At 63.9% G+C, this 16293-nt stretch carries 11 protein-coding genes; 8 read left to right on the top strand and 3 right to left on the bottom strand.

Annotated elements, in window-relative coordinates:
- Nucleotides 1–38 precede the first annotated feature (38 nt).
- Both mepA and RRF64_RS08735 read left to right on the top strand, forming a co-directional pair.
- On the top strand, nt 39–887 hold the full coding sequence (gene mepA / locus RRF64_RS08730) for a penicillin-insensitive murein endopeptidase (protein WP_323845449.1): 849 nt from the start codon (nt 39–41) through the stop codon (nt 885–887).
- Nucleotides 888–912: 25 nt separating this feature from the next.
- Nucleotides 913–1905, top strand: coding sequence for a D-alanine--D-alanine ligase (locus tag RRF64_RS08735; RefSeq protein ID WP_323845450.1), 993 nt, complete (start codon nt 913–915; stop codon nt 1903–1905).
- 118 nt (nt 1906–2023) lie between these two features.
- Here the strand turns inward: RRF64_RS08735 and RRF64_RS08740 are convergent, their stop codons facing one another.
- Complete coding sequence (locus RRF64_RS08740) at nt 2024–2599, bottom strand: HNH endonuclease (protein ID WP_323845451.1); 576 nt, start codon at nt 2597–2599, stop codon at nt 2024–2026.
- Between the two features lie 844 nt (nt 2600–3443).
- On the opposite strand from RRF64_RS08740, the gene RRF64_RS08745 reads away from it, so the two are divergent.
- The 5 genes from RRF64_RS08745 to RRF64_RS08765 all read left to right on the top strand — a co-directional run bounded on the left by RRF64_RS08745 (nt 3444) and on the right by RRF64_RS08765 (nt 10185).
- Nucleotides 3444–4868: a DUF7133 domain-containing protein gene (locus RRF64_RS08745; protein WP_323845452.1), complete on the top strand. Its 1425-nt coding sequence runs from the start codon at nt 3444–3446 to the stop codon at nt 4866–4868.
- An 83-nt stretch (nt 4869–4951) separates the two neighbouring features.
- A complete protein-coding gene (locus RRF64_RS08750) occupies nt 4952–5221 on the top strand; it encodes an exodeoxyribonuclease VII small subunit (protein WP_323845453.1) in 270 nt (89 codons plus the stop codon).
- Nucleotides 5222–5239: 18 nt separating this feature from the next.
- Nucleotides 5240–6133 carry a polyprenyl synthetase family protein gene (locus tag RRF64_RS08755; RefSeq protein WP_422732624.1) on the top strand — a complete coding sequence of 298 codons (894 nt, stop codon included), beginning with the start codon at nt 5240–5242 and terminating at the stop codon, nt 6131–6133.
- A 192-nt stretch (nt 6134–6325) separates the two neighbouring features.
- Entirely contained in the window at nt 6326–8245 is a 1920-nt protein-coding gene (gene dxs, locus RRF64_RS08760) for a 1-deoxy-D-xylulose-5-phosphate synthase (RefSeq protein ID WP_323845611.1), read from the top strand.
- A 68-nt stretch (nt 8246–8313) separates the two neighbouring features.
- The gene (locus RRF64_RS08765; RefSeq protein WP_323845455.1) at nt 8314–10185 is read left to right on the top strand and encodes a DUF885 domain-containing protein; all 1872 of its coding nucleotides are present in this window, start codon (nt 8314–8316) and stop codon (nt 10183–10185) included.
- A 71-nt stretch (nt 10186–10256) separates the two neighbouring features.
- On the opposite strand, the gene RRF64_RS08770 is transcribed toward RRF64_RS08765, so the two are convergent.
- Nucleotides 10257–10727 (bottom strand): redoxin family protein, encoded by a 471-nt coding sequence (locus tag RRF64_RS08770; protein WP_323845456.1) that lies wholly within the window; start codon nt 10725–10727, stop codon nt 10257–10259.
- Nucleotides 10728–10794: 67 nt separating this feature from the next.
- Nucleotides 10795–11925, bottom strand: a complete 1131-nt coding sequence (gene rsgA / locus RRF64_RS08775) for a ribosome small subunit-dependent GTPase A (RefSeq protein WP_323845457.1) — start codon at nt 11923–11925, stop codon at nt 10795–10797.
- Nucleotides 11926–12553: 628 nt separating this feature from the next.
- On the opposite strand from rsgA, the gene pulA reads away from it, so the two are divergent.
- On the top strand, nt 12554–15922 hold the full coding sequence (gene pulA / locus RRF64_RS08780; RefSeq protein WP_323845458.1) for a pullulanase-type alpha-1,6-glucosidase: 3369 nt from the start codon (nt 12554–12556) through the stop codon (nt 15920–15922).
- Nucleotides 15923–16293 lie beyond the last annotated feature (371 nt).

The following is a 16293-nucleotide window of genomic DNA, read 5'->3' on the forward strand; positions in this document are numbered from 1 at the left end:
GGGAATACATCCGTCCTTAAATTCGCAGTAGAGCGGTTATGCACTTTCTTTTCGCCACTATTTTGTTCACTGGCATCCTCGCGTTCAGCGACGGCGCTGGCGCCAACCCCTGGGAAGAGGTTGAGCGTCCGTCCTCCCAGGTCTCCGCCAGTATCGGCACCTACACCAACGGCTGTCTCAGCGGCGCCGAGGAGATGTCCCTGCGCGGCGAGGGTTTCCAGCTGGTGCGCACCGGGCGCGGGCGCCGTTTCGCCCATCCGGCCACCGTGGCGTTCCTGGTAGATTTCTCCCGCAGCGTCGCGCGCAACGACCTGGGGCGGCTGCAGATCGGCGACATGTCCATGGCCCGCGGGGGTCCCTTCCAGTATGGCCACCGCAGCCACCAGACAGGTCTGGATATCGATATCTGGTACTCCCAGGACTCGCGGGCCGCCAAGCGCCCGCTGACCGCCTGGGAGCGGGATAACATTTCCGCCATCCCGCTCGCCGATGAGCGCGACCACCGCCTAATAGAGAAAAACTGGGATGAGAGGGTCCCGCAGATACTGCGCCTGGCCTCGGAGGATGAGCGGGTGGAGCGCATCTTCGTGCACCCGACCATCAAGCGTAAACTGTGCAGTATCGCGGGCAGCGACAACGAGTGGCTGCGCAAGGTGCGCCCCTGGTGGGGACACAACTATCATTTCCATGTGCGCCTCGCCTGCCCGGACGGCGAAAAATACTGCAAGCCCCAGCAGCCGGTGCGCAACGATCCCTGCGGTAAGGACCTGGACTGGTGGTTCAGCGAAGAATTCTACGCAATGCTGAGCGGGACCGCGCCCCAGCCGGAGAAGCCCAAGCCGAAGCCGATGCCGCAGCAGTGCGAACAGGTTTTAGACGCGCCCTGAGCGCGGCCGATAAAGGAATAACAGCATGATCAATACCCTGCTCATCTGCGGCGGCGGCGGCAGCGAACACGAGGTCTCACTGCGCACCGCAGATTTTATCGAGCGTCAGTTAGGACACCTGGACGATATTGCGCTGCTGCGCGTCGAAATGGACGGCAACGGCCGCCTGACCGACCGGCAGGGCCGGGTGCACCAGTTGACCCAGGACCGCGCGCTGCGCGATGAAAGCGGCGAGACCTGGGATGTTCACTATGTGATTCCGTCCATCCACGGCTATCCGGGAGAAACCGGCGACCTGCAATCCGAACTGGAAATATTCGGTATCCCCTATTACGGCTGTGGTCCCGAGGCCAGCAAGATCTGCTTCAACAAGATCACCACCAAACTGTGGCTCAGCGCACTGGGGATCGACAACACGCCCTACCAGTTCCTGTGCAGCAGCGACGCGGAGGAGATCGGCAAGGCCAGCATGGCGCTGCAGGAGTGGGGTCAGGTGTTCGTGAAAGCCTCCAACCAGGGATCTTCGGTGGGCTGCTACAAGGTCGGTTCGGCCGCGGAACTGGAGACCGCGCTGGAGGAGGCCTTCGCGCTATCGCCCTACGTACTGGTGGAAAAGTGCCTGAAAGTGCGGGAGCTGGAAGTGGCCACCTACACCTACGAGGGCGAGCTGGTCATTACGCCGCCGGGCGAGGTGTGCGCGCCGGCGGACACCTTCTACAGCTACGAGGAAAAATACGCAGAAGGCAGTCGCGCCGTCACCCATGTGGAGGCCAAGGGGCTCAGCGAAGCCCAGCTGGGCTGGATCCAGGAGGCCTCGCGGCGCGCCTTTATCGGCCTGCAGCTGAAGGACCTATCGCGTATCGACTTCTTCCTGACCGATGACGGCGAAATCTACCTCAATGAAGTCAATACCTTTCCCGGCATGACCCCCATCTCGATGTTCCCCAAGATGATGGCCAACGCCGGCCACGACTTCTCGCGCTACTTGGCCAGCCTGATTCGAGCGGCAGTGCAATAGCCGCTCTGAAAATTGCCCGCTGCGGCAATACTTTGAACCGGGATCCACTTCTGATTATCAAGGTCGCCCTCCGTTGTCGCTGAACTGTTTAGTGGCCAGTGACTAGAGCCACGCACCACTAACCACTGACTGCCAACCAGCCCTCCTGCCTGCGGCGGGAGAACTGGCCGCGCAGAAATTCCATCTGATCGCCGCGGATCCGCTCGTTGTTGATCAGCGCCAGGTATTCCGCCGCGTTGGGGCAGAACGGCAGCGCCAGCAGTTCCATTTCGATATCTTCCAGCAGCCGGTTGCCTTTGTGCTGGTTACAGCGGCGGCAGGCGGTCACCACGTTTTCCCAGGCGTCCATCCCACCCTTGGAGACCGGGTGTACGTGGTCGCGGGTCAGGTCCGCCGTGCGGAATTCATTGCCGCAGTACATGCAGGTGTGGGCATCGCGGAAGAAGAGTGCGCGGTTGGTCAGTGGCGGTCGCCGGCGCGGGCGCGCCATGCGCTCGCCGCCGCAGGCGATGATCGCAGCCAGATCCAGGCAGGAGCGCTCCCCGAAGCGGTTGATCCCTCCATGCACCCGCTGCACTACCCCGCCCAGCGACCAGGTGACCAGTTCGCGCACATACAGGCAGGCCGCCTCCTGCCAGTTCAGCCATTCGAGCGGCTGCCCGGCCAGATTCAGTCGCAGAATTCTCGCTTGCATCGCCGTCCCTCCCTGCAGTTCAAAGGATCACAGTCAATTCGATCAGTGGAATGTGAGCCGGAGCAATTCATGAAGCGTCGGTTGCGCATCCCGCCAGTTTCGGCTGGCCCGCGAAGGGCAAGGCCGGGATGCGCCGCACAAAAAAGCCCCGCCGGTTTCCCGGCAGGGCTTTTGCAAGAATTCAGAGGTGAGAAGGGGATCGCCCGCCAGCAGAATGGAGGCTGTAGGAAAGCGGACACTGCTAGCACTGGATTACTGAATGCATCACCCTCCGCCGGCCGTCCGTATTATTGGCCGAACTACAATGATTAAAGCGCACAATTGTTTCAATTTCCAGACAGTGCGGGGGGTTCAGGATTAATTTTGGAGAGGAAGACGGGGTCGGGCTGGGTGACGGCGCGGCGGCAGCCGCTTTCGCAAACCCCCAATAAAACACCGCCCGGGCAATCCGGCCCGGGCGGTGCGTCTCACAGGATGGTGCCCATGTCCCTAGGGCGAGCGGCGCAGTCCCTTTTTTCCCTTGCCGCTGAAGTCAGTCCCTTAGTGCGTCCTTGCAATTTCATTATGGACATCAGGGGAAAAAATAGTAGAGGCAATTGGCTGATTTTCTTGTGCGAGATATCTCACAAGGAGGTGAAATATCCCACGCGCGGATGGCGGCGAAGACGGGTGGCGCCCGCTTATGGTAAAACTGGCGCCGCAAAAACAAGAAGCCGTCACTATAGCCATATTCGTTACGAGATCAATCACTGTCGTGAAAAGCCTGTTGAAATATACGCTAATTTTTTTTCTTGCCCTCGGTCTTGTCCTCTCGATGCTAATTATTTTCGCGCCCGGCGTCAGCGTGCCATGGAGACAACTGACCGGCGGCGCGGACACCGACGTGGAAACCGTCGACCGACAGCTACACACCGCAGATGGCTACCGGATCGACCTCTTCGCCGATGACGTGCCGAATGCCCGCTGGTTGGCGGTCACCCGCCGTGGCGACGTGATTGCCTCACAGCCCAAGCGCGGCCAGGTAACCCTGCTGCAGGCAGACAGTAACCGCGACGGCCGCGCCGATGGCCAGCGTGTGTTGATCGACGGACTGCGCCGCCCCCACGGCCTTTTCCTGCACGACAACTGGCTGTATATCGCCGAGAGTGACGGCGTGGGGCGCGTTCCTTTCGATCACTCTGACGGACGCCTGGCCGGCAGCTACCAGAGAATTCTCGAGGGCCTCGGCGACGAGGGCAATCACTGGACCAAGACCATCGCCATGGGCCCGGACGGCTGGGTGTACCTGAGCAGCGGTTCCACCTGCAACGTGTGCGAGGAGGAAGACCCGCGGCGCGCCGCCATCATGCGCTTCAGGCCCGATGGCAGCAGTCTGGAAATTTACGCCACCGGCCTGCGCAACAGTGTCGGCTTCGACTGGTCCCCCAAGAATGGCAGTCTCTACGCTACGGACAACGGCCGCGACTGGCTCGGTGACGATTTCCCCCCCTGCGAACTGAATCTGGTGGAAAAGAATGCCTTCTACGGCTGGCCCTATGCCAACGGCAACCGCGTACCGGACCCGCATTTCACCCCAGAAGAGAGCGGCGCGAATGCCAGCGCCGAGATAGCGCAGAAGATCGCCGCATCGCGGCCGCCGGTACACGATTTCCCCGCGCACAATGCGCCGCTGGGTATCACCTTCCTGCGCAGCCCGGCGCAGCCGGCGGGCTATCGCGACGCCGCCCTGGTGGCGCTGCACGGCTCCTGGAACCGCAGCGTCAAGGACGGCTACAAGGTCGTCTCGCTGCACTGGGATGAACGGGGCTACATCCACCAACGGGACTTTCTGTGGGGATTCCTCAGCGACGACAAATCGGAAGTCCACGGCAGACCGGTCGCCATTGCCGAAGACGCCAGTGGCAACATCTACATTTCTGACGACTATGCCGGCGCCGTCTACCGGGTGAGTGCCGGCGTGGCGCGCTCGGCGGGCGCCGCCGCGGAGGGAAAGCCGCGCATGCAGGCGCCCAACAAGCCGCTGGTCATCGATTCCGGGGCCGCGCTGCGCGGCGAGGAACTCTACCGGCGGCACAATTGCACCCAGTGTCACGCCGCCCAGGTGCCGCTGCGAAGCCTGGCGAAGAAGTATAACCTGCAGACGCTGGCGAACTACTTCGACACGCCCACGCCGCCGATGCCCAACTACGGATTCAGCGGCACCCAGAAACGCGCCCTGGCCCACTACCTGATGTCACTCGAGGTGGAGAGCAACAGCTCCAAACATTGATTTGCAGCCCTGGCACCCGTGCACCAATTGACCCTTCAGGCGCCAGCGGCTAAGGTTCCCCGGCAAGTTAACGAGGCGATGCAATGGCGGCAAAAAAGAAATCGGCGACCTTTGAAGAGGCGCTCGAAGAGCTGGAACAGCTGGTCGAACGGCTGGAGGCGGGCGACCTGCCATTGGAAGAAGCCCTGGCAGACTTCGAGCGCGGTGTGAAACTCACGCGCGAGTGCCAGCAGAAGCTCGCCAGTGCCGAGCAGAAGGTCAAGGTGCTGATGGAGGAGAGCGGCAGCATCCGCGAACTGCCCTTCGATGCCCATGAAGACAATCCCGCGAACATTGGCGGGGAAGAAGCCTGAGTGACCAGGCCGGAGCCCATGTCCGCGCAGCTGCAGACCTTCCTGCAGCAGGCCGCCGCCCGCGTGGAAGCAGAGATCGAGCGCGCGCTCGAACCATCCACCGCCGGTGCCGAGAAGCTGTTTGCGGCGATGCGCTACGCTGCGCTGGGGCCGGGCAAACGGCTGCGCCCGGGCCTGGTCTACGCCTGCGCGCAGACGCTGCGCGGCGCTGACTTCGTGCCCGCGCGCTGCGACGCGGCCGCCGCCGCGCTGGAATGTATCCACGCCTACTCGCTGGTCCACGACGACCTGCCGGCCATGGACGACGACGACCTGCGCCGCGGCCGCCCCACCTGCCATATCGAATTCAACGAGGCCTGCGCCATTCTCGCCGGCGACGCGCTGCAGACCCAGGCCTTCGAACTGCTGCTGGCGAGCGATGCCGCCCCCGCACTGAAACTGCGCCTGCTCGAGGAACTGGCCGCGGCCGCAGGCAGCCGCGGTATGGTCGCCGGCCAGGCCATCGACCTGGATTCGGTCGACAAAGCCCTGAGCCTGCCCCAACTGGAAACCATGCACCGCCTCAAGACCGGTGCCCTTATCCGCGCCAGTGCCCGTATGGGCGCCCTGCTGGGCGGCGCAGACGAGGCTGAGCTGGCCGCTGTAAGCCGTTACGCCGAGGCCATCGGCCTCGCCTTCCAGGTGCAGGACGATATCCTCGACGTCACCGCCGACACCGCCACCCTCGGCAAGACCCAGGGCGCCGACGCCGCGCGCAACAAGCCGACCTATGTCTCGCTGCTGGGCCTCGAGGGTGCCAGGGACAAACTGCAGGGCCTGCACCGCCAGGCACTGGAGTCCCTGGCGCAACTGGACCGCGACACCAGCCTGCTGGGCCAGCTCGCGGACTACATAGTTCAACGCAGTCACTGATCGCCGGGAGCGCCGAGCCCCGGCTCGGCATCGGGCCGCGGGTCCGCCCTCTTCCGCAAGCGGCAGATGAGCGCTACCCGCCCGGTCCCCGGCGCAAGCTGCGCCGCCCCGGTCCCGACCGCGGGATGCAATATCGCCGTCACAGGCATACAATCCCCCTCTCCTACACATCAGTTGCAATTGATACGTTTGATGTTCGACGAAATTCCCCGCACAAGGCCGCAGACGCCACTGCTCGACACGATCGACGAGCCCGCGCAACTGCGCGCCCTCGACGAGCGCCAGCTGCCGGAACTGGCCAGTCAGCTGCGCGAATACCTGCTGTACTGCGTCGGCCAGACCGGCGGCCACTTCGGCGCCGGCCTGGGCGTAGTAGAGCTGACCATCGCCCTGCATTACATCTACAACACGCCGGAGGACCGGCTGGTTTGGGATGTGGGCCACCAGACCTACCCGCACAAGATTCTCACCGGACGCCGGGAGCAGATGCTCACCATGCGCCAGCAGGGCGGCCTGTCCGGCTTCCCCAAGCGCAGCGAGAGCCCCTACGACACCTTCGGCGTCGGCCATTCCAGCACCTCCATCAGTGCCGCCCTGGGCATGGCGCTGGGCTCGCCGGACGAGCGCAAGGTGGTGGCGGTCATCGGCGACGGCGCCATGACGGCGGGCATGGCCTTCGAGGCCCTGAACCACGCCGCGCACACCGGCAGGGACATGCTGGTGGTACTGAACGACAACCGCATGTCAATCTCAAAGAACGTGGGTGGCCTGGCCACCTACTTCGCCAAGATCCTCGCCAGCAAGACCTACCTGACCATGCGCGAGGGCAGCCGCCGGATACTGTCGGCCATTCCCAAGGCCTGGCAGCTGGCGCGACGCACCGAAGAGCACGTCAAGGGCATGATCACCCCCGGCACCCTGTTCGAGGAGCTGGGCTTCAACTACGTGGGCCCGCTGGACGGCCACAACATGCACGACCTGGTGCACACACTGCGCAACCTGCGCACCCAGCGCGGGCCGCAGCTGCTGCATATCGTCACCACCAAGGGCAAGGGCTTCGGCCCCGCCGAGGAAGACCCGGTCGGCTACCACGCACTCAACAAGCTGGAGCCGGAGCCCAAGGTTCAGGTTGCAGTGCCCGGGGAGAAGAAAAAGAGCGGACCCAAGTACCAGGACATCTTCGGCCGCTGGCTCTGCGATATGGCCGAGCGCGACGAGCGCCTGATCGGCATTACCCCGGCCATGTGCGAGGGCTCCGGAATGGTGGAGTTCGCCGAGCGCTTCCCGGAGCGCTTCCACGACGTGGCCATCGCCGAACAGCACGCGGTGACTGTCGCGGCCGGCCTGGCCTGCGAGGGCGCCAAACCCGTTGTCGCCATCTACTCGACCTTTCTGCAGCGCGGCTATGACCAGCTGGTACACGATGTCGCCATCCAGGATCTGGACGTCACCTTCGCGATCGACCGCGCCGGTCTTGTCGGCGAGGACGGCCCTACCCACGCCGGCAGTTTCGACCTGACCTATATGCGCTGCCTGCCGAATATGGCTATCGCTGCGCCCAGCGACGAGAACGAGTGTCGCCAGCTGCTCTACACCGCCTATCAGCACCCGGGCCCCGCCGCGGTGCGCTACCCGCGCGGCACAGGCCTGGGCGTGGAGATTCGCGAGGAGATGACCGCACTGCCGCTCGGCGAGGGCCGGCTGCTGCGCGAGGGCAGCCGGGTCGCCATACTGAACTTCGGTACCCTGTTGGCACCGGCGTTGGCCGCCGCAGAGAGGCTCGGCGCGACTGTCGCCGACATGCGCTGGGTGAAACCGCTGGACGAGAAGCTGATCGACGAGCTGGCCGCGGACCACCAGCTGCTGGTCACCATCGAGGAGAATACCGTGGCCGGCGGCGCCGGCAGCGCGGTCATGGAATACCTGAACAGCAGCGGCACCCTGGTTCCGCTGCTACAGCTGGGCCTGCCGGACAAGATTATCGAACACGGCAAACACAAGGATCTGCTCGCCGCCATAGGCCTCGATGCCGGCGGTATCGAGGAACAGATCCGCCGCCGCCTGCAGCTGCTGAACGGCAAGGGCTTTGAAGAGAAAGCGGCCGCCATCTAGTTGAAGTAACGGGGCCCAAGTTGGGCCCTTTTTTTGTATTTATTTTTGCATTCGAATGCGGGGGGACCATGTCCTTATTCAGAAAAAATCCTGTTGCGGCGCTGGGCCTTACCGCCGCCATCGGCCTGGCCGCCGCCAGCGCGTCCGCGATGGAAGAGAAGGCCTTTGATAAGGCCTTCGACGCCCTGCCCAAAAAAGACGCGAGCCAGCAGCTGAAGGCATTGCAGGACCTGCGCTACCGCTGGACCATGGAGAGCTTCCCGGGCTGGGCCACTTACCAGGGCTACCCCGGGGTCAATGGCCGCTGGACCGACGCCTCGAAAGACGGCATCCAGCGCCGCCGGGAACAGACGCGTCGCATGCTCGCCGCCAGCCGCCATATCCGCGAGAGCGAGCTGCCGGAGGCGCAGCAACTGGACTATCAGCTGCTGTACCAGGACCTGCTTTCCGAAGTGAAGGGCTTCCAGTTCCCGGACCACCTGCTGCCGGTCAGCCATATGGACGGCATCCAGCGCAACGTGCCGGGCGTGCTGAACAGCATGCCCAGGCGCACAGTCGCCGATTACGAGACTATCGTGGCCCGACTGGAAAAGCTGCCCGCGCTGGTTGCCCAGACCCAGGCGCTGATGCGCGAGGGGCTGGAGAAGAAGATCACCCCACCGCAGATCACCCTGCGCGACCTGCCGGAACAGATCCGCGCACTGGTCCCCGCGGATCCGAAACAGAGCCCGCTGCTGAAAGCCTTTGCCGAAATGCCCAACGGCGTTCCCGCCGCCCAACAGCGCCGCCTGCAGAGCCGAGTCTACGCGCTGTATCACAAGGAACTGGTGCCGGCCTGGCAGGGCATGGCGGAGTTTGTCGAGCGCGAATATATCCCCGCTGCCAAGGTGGACACCGCCTTCACCAGCATGCCCGACGGCCTGCGCTGGTACGCCCACAAGGTGCGCGATAACACCACCACCACACTGAGCCCGGAAGAAATTCACCGCATCGGTCTGGCCGAGGTGCGGCGCATCCGCGGCGAAATGGACCAGATCATCCAGAAGACCGGTTTCCAGGGCGACTTCAAGGCGTTCACCGAATTCCTGCGCACCGATCCGCAGTTCTACTACACCGACAAGGAAGAACTGATGAGCGGTTACCGGGATATCGCCAAGCGCATCGACGGCGAGCTGCCGGCCCTGTTCGGCACGCTGCCGCGCCTGCCCTACGGCGTGAAGCCCATCCCCAGCTATACGGAGAAATCCCAGACCACGGCCTATTACCAGCCGGGCTCCAGTGAAGCGGGCCGCGCCGGTGTCTTCTTCGCCAACACCTACAACCTGCCGAGCCGCCCGAAGTGGGAGATGGAGGCGTTGACCGTCCACGAGGCCATGCCCGGACACCACCTGCAGATAGCGCTGGCGCAGGAGCAGCAGGACATTCACCCGCTGCGCCGCCTCGGCGGCTACACCGCCTTCGTCGAGGGCTGGGGCCTTTACTCCGAGAGCCTCGGCTACGACCTCGGCCTGTACAAGGATCCCTACAGCGAGTTCGGCGCCCTGACCTACGATATGTGGCGCGCGGTGCGCCTGGTCGTCGATACCGGCATGCACCAGCTGGGCTGGAGCCGCGAGCAGGCAATCGAGTACTTCATGAACAACAGCGCCAAGCCGCTGCACGATGTGACGGTGGAGATCGACCGCTACCTGGTGTGGCCGGGCCAGGCGCTGGCCTACAAGCTGGGGCAGTTGCAGATCAAGAAACTGCGCGCCAAGGCGGAACTGCAGCTTGGCGCCCGCTTCGATATCCGCGCCTTCCACGACGAACTGCTGGGCGCCGGTGCCCTGCCGTTGAATGTCCTGGAAGCGCGTATGAACAGCTGGATCGACGCACGCAGCGGCGGTTCGGCACTGGCCCAACCGAAACCGGTCGCACTCGGCGGGGTTTCCGGGCGGTAAAAGCACAGAGGGGCGAACACAGCGTTCGCCTCCCTTTCTGTTCCTTCAGGCGCCGTCCAGTCTGGCCGGCGCTATTCCGCCAGCAACTGCCCCACCATCCCGCCGAGCTGCATATCGCTCAAGCGCCCGAAATGGGAAAAGCGCAGCAAGCCGTTCTTGTCGATCAGCACCAGTGAGGGGGTGCCCTGCAAGCCGAGCGCCTGCATCGTCACCGGCACCGGACTGTCTTCCGCCCGCTGATCGACGGCGATCGGAAACTCCAGGCGGAACTCCCTGACAAAGACCTGCAACGCCAACAGATTCATCACCGCATGGTGCTCGAACACCGTGTGCAGACCGATGACCTGAAAGGGCTCCCCCGCAAAACACTCCGCCGCCGCAGCGGCCTGCGGGGTGCCCTGCAGTACGCAGCCCGGACACAGCATCTGGAAGGCGTGCAGCAGCACCACCTTGCCGCGCAAGTCGCGCAACGCGAGCGGCCCCGCCGTGTTCAGCCAGCTGGACGCGACGATTTCCGGTGCTTCGGTATAGATCTCGGCCATATCTTGCCTCCACCCCTATTGTAGGAGCGGCGGGGCGGCCATCCGCTCCTACAAGGGGAAGGCCGGATCAGTCGCCGCGCTGCTTGCGCTCCCGCGCGTGGCTCTGTACCTCGCGGTAGAAGTGCCCCAGGGCCCGGTCGCCGGCGCGCTGTTCCGCCAGCGTGCGACTGTTGCGCTCTATCTCCCGCTCCAGCTTGCGCCAGTTGTGCAGGCGCCTTTCGTCCAGCGCCCCGGAATCGATCGCCGCCTGCACCGCGCAGCCGGGTTCCGAATCGTGGTGGCAGTCGGCGAAGCGGCAGCGGCGCGCAAGAGCCCCGATGTCGTCAAAGGTGGCGGCGAGTCCCTGCTCCGCGTTCGCCAGCCCCAGTTCGCGCATACCCGGGCTGTCCAGCAACAGGCCGCCCGCAGCGAGCGGATAGAGCGCGCGGTGGCGGGTGGTGTGACGCCCCTTGCTGTCGTCCTCGCGAATCGCGGCGGTGGCTGCCAGCTGCTGGCCGGCCAGGCCGTTCAGCAGGGTCGACTTGCCCACGCCGGAAGAGCCCAGCAGCGCAATGGTTTCACCGGGCAGACACCATTGGCGCAGCTGCGCCACGCTGTCCGCGTCCAGGCCGTTGACCAGCGCTACCGGCAGATCGCGGTAACCCTGCATGGCCCCGGTATAGGCCGCGGTATCGGCACACAGATCGGCCTTGGTCAGCACCAGATAGGGCCGGGAACCTGCTTCGCGCACCAGCGCCAGGTAGCGTTCGATACGCGACAGGTTGAAGTCATCATTGCAGGAGGACACGATCAGCACGCTGTCGACATTGGCGGCGATCAGCTGCAGCTGTCTGGCGCCGGGGGCCATGCGCTGGAACAGACTGCTGCGCTCCAGGCGACGCACAAACTTGCCACTTTCGCGCTCCAGCAGCAGCCAGTCGCCCACCGTGGGGCGCTGTTCGATATCCTCGGCAAGCAGTACCGGTGTAACGGGCAGCGGCTGTTCGCCGCGCTCGCCGGCGACCTGCAGCTGACTGCGGTGCACGGCCATTACCCGCACCACTTCGCATTCGCCCAGCTCGGCGAGTGAGAGCTGCTGTTGAAAGAATGGCTTCCAGCCGAGGCGCTGCAGCGATGACAACTGGCGCTCGCCAGCCGACTGCACGGCGGAGCCACCGCGCCCGATTCTCGGGCGGCGGGAAATCAGTGATTTACTCAAGGTTAAAATCCTCAGGGCGCACATTGCGCATTACAACCGCGGCAAGGCGGTCAACGAGGCTTCCGGTTTGGGGAAACCCGACGGTTAGGATGGTCGCCGGGCTGGGACAGCTTAGAGCTGAGAGGCCCGGCGAAGGATGGATACAATCATCTGGAGTCCTCCGCTGGTGAATATTTAGGCGCGAATCTAGCAGCGCGGCCGGCAGTGTGCAAGCGCCATTTCTCCCGTCGAGCAGATCGGCAGTCAGGAGAAACGGCGCAGGATGTGTCGTCGCCGGCACCAGCCGCACACAAAAAGAAAAGCCGGCTTAGAGCCGGCCTTCATAACCCGATTGCAGCGAGTGCATCACCTTTCTCGACCCGCGACAACCAGATTGTTGGAGTATAGACACAACTTTTAGTTCCGCTGCATTCTTTACTCGAGGATAAGAATGCCCCCGCCAGATTGCCGCTCCGTGACGCCTTTATAAAAATTTTGTGACAGAGCGCATGCTTGTTAGCCGACCACCCGCACATGGCGACTCCGCCTCCCGGGGGTGGGATGCCCACGAAAAACCACTGCGCTTCAATGAGCGCGCGGGAGATGTATGCCGTACCCCACCAAATAACGACACAACGGGGCACATAAAATGCGATCGATAAAACCCTCTCACCCGCGCGCCTGTCACCTGGACACCTGGGCGCGAATTCTACTCGGCGGCCTCTTCTGTGCCGCGCAACTGCCGGCGCTGGCCGCCGACACACCGGCACCTTCGGCGGTCAATATTCCCGGCACTATACAGAGTCAGCTCGGCTGTCCCGGAGACTGGCAGCCTGAATGCGCCGCCACCATGCTCGGCTACGACAGCAGCGACGACAAGTGGCAGGGCAGCTTTTTTATTCCCGCCGGCAGCTGGGAGTACAAGGCGGCGCTGAACGCCAGCTGGGATGAGAACTACGGTCTCGGCGGCTGGCGTAACGGCGCCAATATTCCCCTCAATCTATCCGCCGGGCGCGAAGTAAAATTTATTTACGACCACGAATCCCACTGGATCGCCGACAACCTCAACGCCACCATCGCCACCGTGGCGGGCAACTTTCAGTACCAGCTGGGCTGTCCCGGCGACTGGCAGCCGGACTGCCTGCAGAGCTGGATGCAGGACGCCGACGGTGACGGTATCTATACGTTTGTCACCGACAGGATCGCCGCCGGCAATTACGAGTTCAAGGTGGCACTGAACGAAAGCTGGAGCGAGAGTTACGGCAGCTATGGCAACAATGTGTCTTTCACCGTGGCCGCGGATCACGACGAAATCTATTTCGCCTTCGACAGCGCCAGCAAACAGGTCGTCGTCAGCAGCGACGGGATTCCCCGCGGTGACCTGGGCCTGGACAGGGCGCACTGGGTCGACGGCGATACATTTGCCTGGAACATCTCCCCGAGCGAAGGCGATACCGTCAAACTGCACTACAGCGCGGATGCCAGCCTGAAACTGGAGACCGGCGGCGTCAGCGGCGGCGATGCCATTGCGCTGCAGACCGATGCGGAACTCGCCGATACGGTGCAGCAGAAATTCCCGCACCTGGCCTCTTTCTCCGCCTTCAAGCTGCCCGCGGGCAGCCCCGCTATCGGCGATCTGGTGACGCAGCAACTGGCACTGGTGCTCTATGACAGTGACGGCAAAGTGCGCGACGCGACCGGTGTGCAACTGGCCGGTGCCCTCGACGACCGCTTCTACTACGGCGGCGCGCTGGGCGCGCGGGTCGGAGACTCCGCCATTCGCTTCGACCTGTGGGCGCCGACCGCGCGCTCGGTGAAGCTGCACCTGTTCGGTGACGCCGCGCAGAGCGCCGCGGATATGGTGGTGCCGATGACGCGCGACGCCGACAGCGGTGTCTGGTCCGCAGTCACAGACAAGCAGTGGGAGCGAAAATTCTACCTCTACGAAGTCGAGGTCTATTCCTACTTCACGCGCCGGATGGAAACCAATCTGGTCACCGACCCCTACTCCCTGAGCCTGTCGGTCAACAGCGGCAAGAGCCAGATCGTCAACCTCGACGACGCCGACCTGAAACCGCGCGGCTGGGACCGGCTGCGCAAGCCGGCGCTGGAGAATCCGGAAGACATCAGCCTGTACGAACTGCACGTGCGCGACTTCAGCATCGAGGACGACAGCGTCCGTGAAGACGCGCGCGGCACCTTCGCCGCCTTTGCCGAACGCGGCAGCCGCGGCATGCGCCACCTGGCTGGCCTGGCCCGCGCCGGCCTGACGCATGTGCATCTGCTGCCGGCCTTCGACTTCGCCACCGTCAACGAGAAACGGACCGAGCAGGTACAGACACCGGACCTGTCCCTATTCGCACCGGACAGCAGTGAGCAGCAGGCCGCAGTCAACGCCGTGCGCGACAGCGACGGCTTCAACTGGGGCTACGACCCGCTGCACTTTACCGTGCCGGAAGGCAGCTTCAGTACCGACCCGGACGGCACCGCGCGCATCCGCGAATTCCGCGAGATGGTGCAGGGTTTGTCCCATGCCGGCCTGCGGGTGGTGATGGACGTGGTCTACAACCACACCAGCTCCTACGGCCAGTACGACAAATCCGTGCTCGACAAGATCGTGCCCGGCTACTACCACCGCCGCAATCTCGACGGCGACGTGGAGATGAGCAGCTGCTGTGCCAACACCGCCAGTGAGCACGCGATGATGGAAAAGCTGATGCTGGATTCCATGCTCACCTGGGCCAGGGCCTACAAGGTGGACGGTTTCCGCTTCGACCTGATGGGACACCACAGCCGCGACAATATCCTCAACACCAGGGCGGCCCTGCAGGCGCTGACGCCGGAGCGGGACGGTGTCGACGGCGGCGGTATCTATCTCTACGGCGAGGGCTGGAATTTCGGCGAGGTGGCCGACGACGCCCGCTTCGTACAGGCGCGCCAGTCCAGAATGGCCGGCACCGGTGTGGGCACCTTCAACGATCGCCTGCGCGACTCGGTGCGCGGCGGCAATCCGTTTGGCGGCTACGAGGAACAGGGCTTCGGCACGGGGCTGTTTACCGATTCCAATGGCAAGTTCGAGGGCAGGGACGAGCGCGCGACCCTGCTGACGCTGGCGGACAAGGTGCGCATCTCGCTGGCCGGCAACCTGGCCGACTTCCCGCTGACCAACGCCTACGGCAACGCGATTACCGGCAGCCAGCTGATCTACAACGGCCAGCCCACCGGCTACACCGCCGACCCGCAGGAGTCGATCAACTATATCGCCGCCCACGACAACGAGACCCTGTTCGACGGTATCCAGATCAAGGCCAACAGCACTGCCTCGCTGGAGGAGCGGGTGCGCATGCAGGCCTTCGGCAACTCGCTGGTACTGTTCGCCCAGGGGATTCCGTTTATCCACGCGGGGCAGGAATTCCTGCGTTCCAAGTCGATGGACCGCGACAGCTACAACTCCGGTGACTGGTTCAACGCGCTGGACTTCAGCTTCGCCACCGGCAACTGGGGTGCGGGCCTGCCGATCGCCGACAAGAACGAGGACAAGTGGCCGCTGATGCAGCCGCTGCTGGCCGATCCGGCGCTCGCGCCGCAGCAGTGGCACCGGCTGTGGAGCATCGATCTGTTCCGCGAGCAGCTGGCGATCCGCAACAGCTCGCCGCTGTTCCGTCTGACCAGCGCCGCGGCGGTGGAGAAGCACCTGAGCTTCCTCAACACCGGCCCGGAGCAGGTTCCCGGATTGATCGCGATGCAGCTGCACGATCCGCAGGGTGAGATCGACCGCCGCTACGAGCGCGTACTGGTGCTGTTCAACGGCGACGACGAAAGCGTCGAGTTTAGCCACGACAGCCTGCGCGGTATCCGACTGCATCAGCACCCGCGACAGTTGCTCTCCGCCGACGTGCGCCTGCGCGCGGTGAACTTCGACCGCGATAGCGGCACCTTCACCCTACCCGGACGCAGCACCGCAGTGTTTGTGGAGCGGCGTCGCGGCGAGGGGAGATTTTCCTGGCTGTGGGATTAAAGAGGGACTTGCCAATCCGTAGGGGCGAACCTTGTGTTCGCCCTTTTTTGTTCTGCACGCTGTAGTTTCTGTGGTGGCGGCCCTGCTACCGGTGGCCTTATGCGGGACACGCCGTGAACCCATCCCTGGGGGCTTGTCTGCGAGGTCCCTCTCGCAGACAGTCCCGCATAAGGCCCCCGGCATCAGGACCTTCGCATGACGCTTATCGCATGGAGAAAACTGGCCCTTTTAATGTTTGCTTACAACGTCTGGCCATTAAAATTGAAGGCAAAGTGCTGGGTGCGCCATTTCAAAACCGTCGGCGACAGGGATGTCGCCGACGGAGCGTAGGGCCGGCCCCGCGAGCGCAGCGAGTGCTTTGGGTCCAGGGA

The sequence above is a fragment of the Microbulbifer magnicolonia genome (assembly GCF_035117725.1).
Classification (GTDB): Bacteria; Pseudomonadota; Gammaproteobacteria; order Pseudomonadales; family Cellvibrionaceae; genus Microbulbifer; species Microbulbifer magnicolonia.

Bases quoted from the DNA above. Each gene is read 5' to 3' on its own strand.
- mepA (WP_323845449.1), top strand. From the start codon at position 39: ATGCACTTTCTTTTCGCCACTATTTTGTTCACTGGCATCCTCGCGTTC.
- RRF64_RS08735 (WP_323845450.1), top strand. From the start codon at position 913: ATGATCAATACCCTGCTCATCTGCGGCGGCGGCGGCAGCGAACACGAG.
- RRF64_RS08740 (WP_323845451.1), bottom strand. From the start codon at position 2,599: ATGCAAGCGAGAATTCTGCGACTGAATCTGGCCGGGCAGCCGCTCGAA.
- RRF64_RS08750 (WP_323845453.1), top strand. From the start codon at position 4,952: ATGGCGGCAAAAAAGAAATCGGCGACCTTTGAAGAGGCGCTCGAAGAG.
- RRF64_RS08755 (WP_422732624.1), top strand. From the start codon at position 5,240: ATGTCCGCGCAGCTGCAGACCTTCCTGCAGCAGGCCGCCGCCCGCGTG.
- dxs (WP_323845611.1), top strand. From the start codon at position 6,326: ATGTTCGACGAAATTCCCCGCACAAGGCCGCAGACGCCACTGCTCGAC.
- RRF64_RS08765 (WP_323845455.1), top strand. From the start codon at position 8,314: ATGTCCTTATTCAGAAAAAATCCTGTTGCGGCGCTGGGCCTTACCGCC.
- RRF64_RS08770 (WP_323845456.1), bottom strand. From the start codon at position 10,727: ATGGCCGAGATCTATACCGAAGCACCGGAAATCGTCGCGTCCAGCTGG.
- pulA (WP_323845458.1), top strand. From the start codon at position 12,554: ATGCGATCGATAAAACCCTCTCACCCGCGCGCCTGTCACCTGGACACC.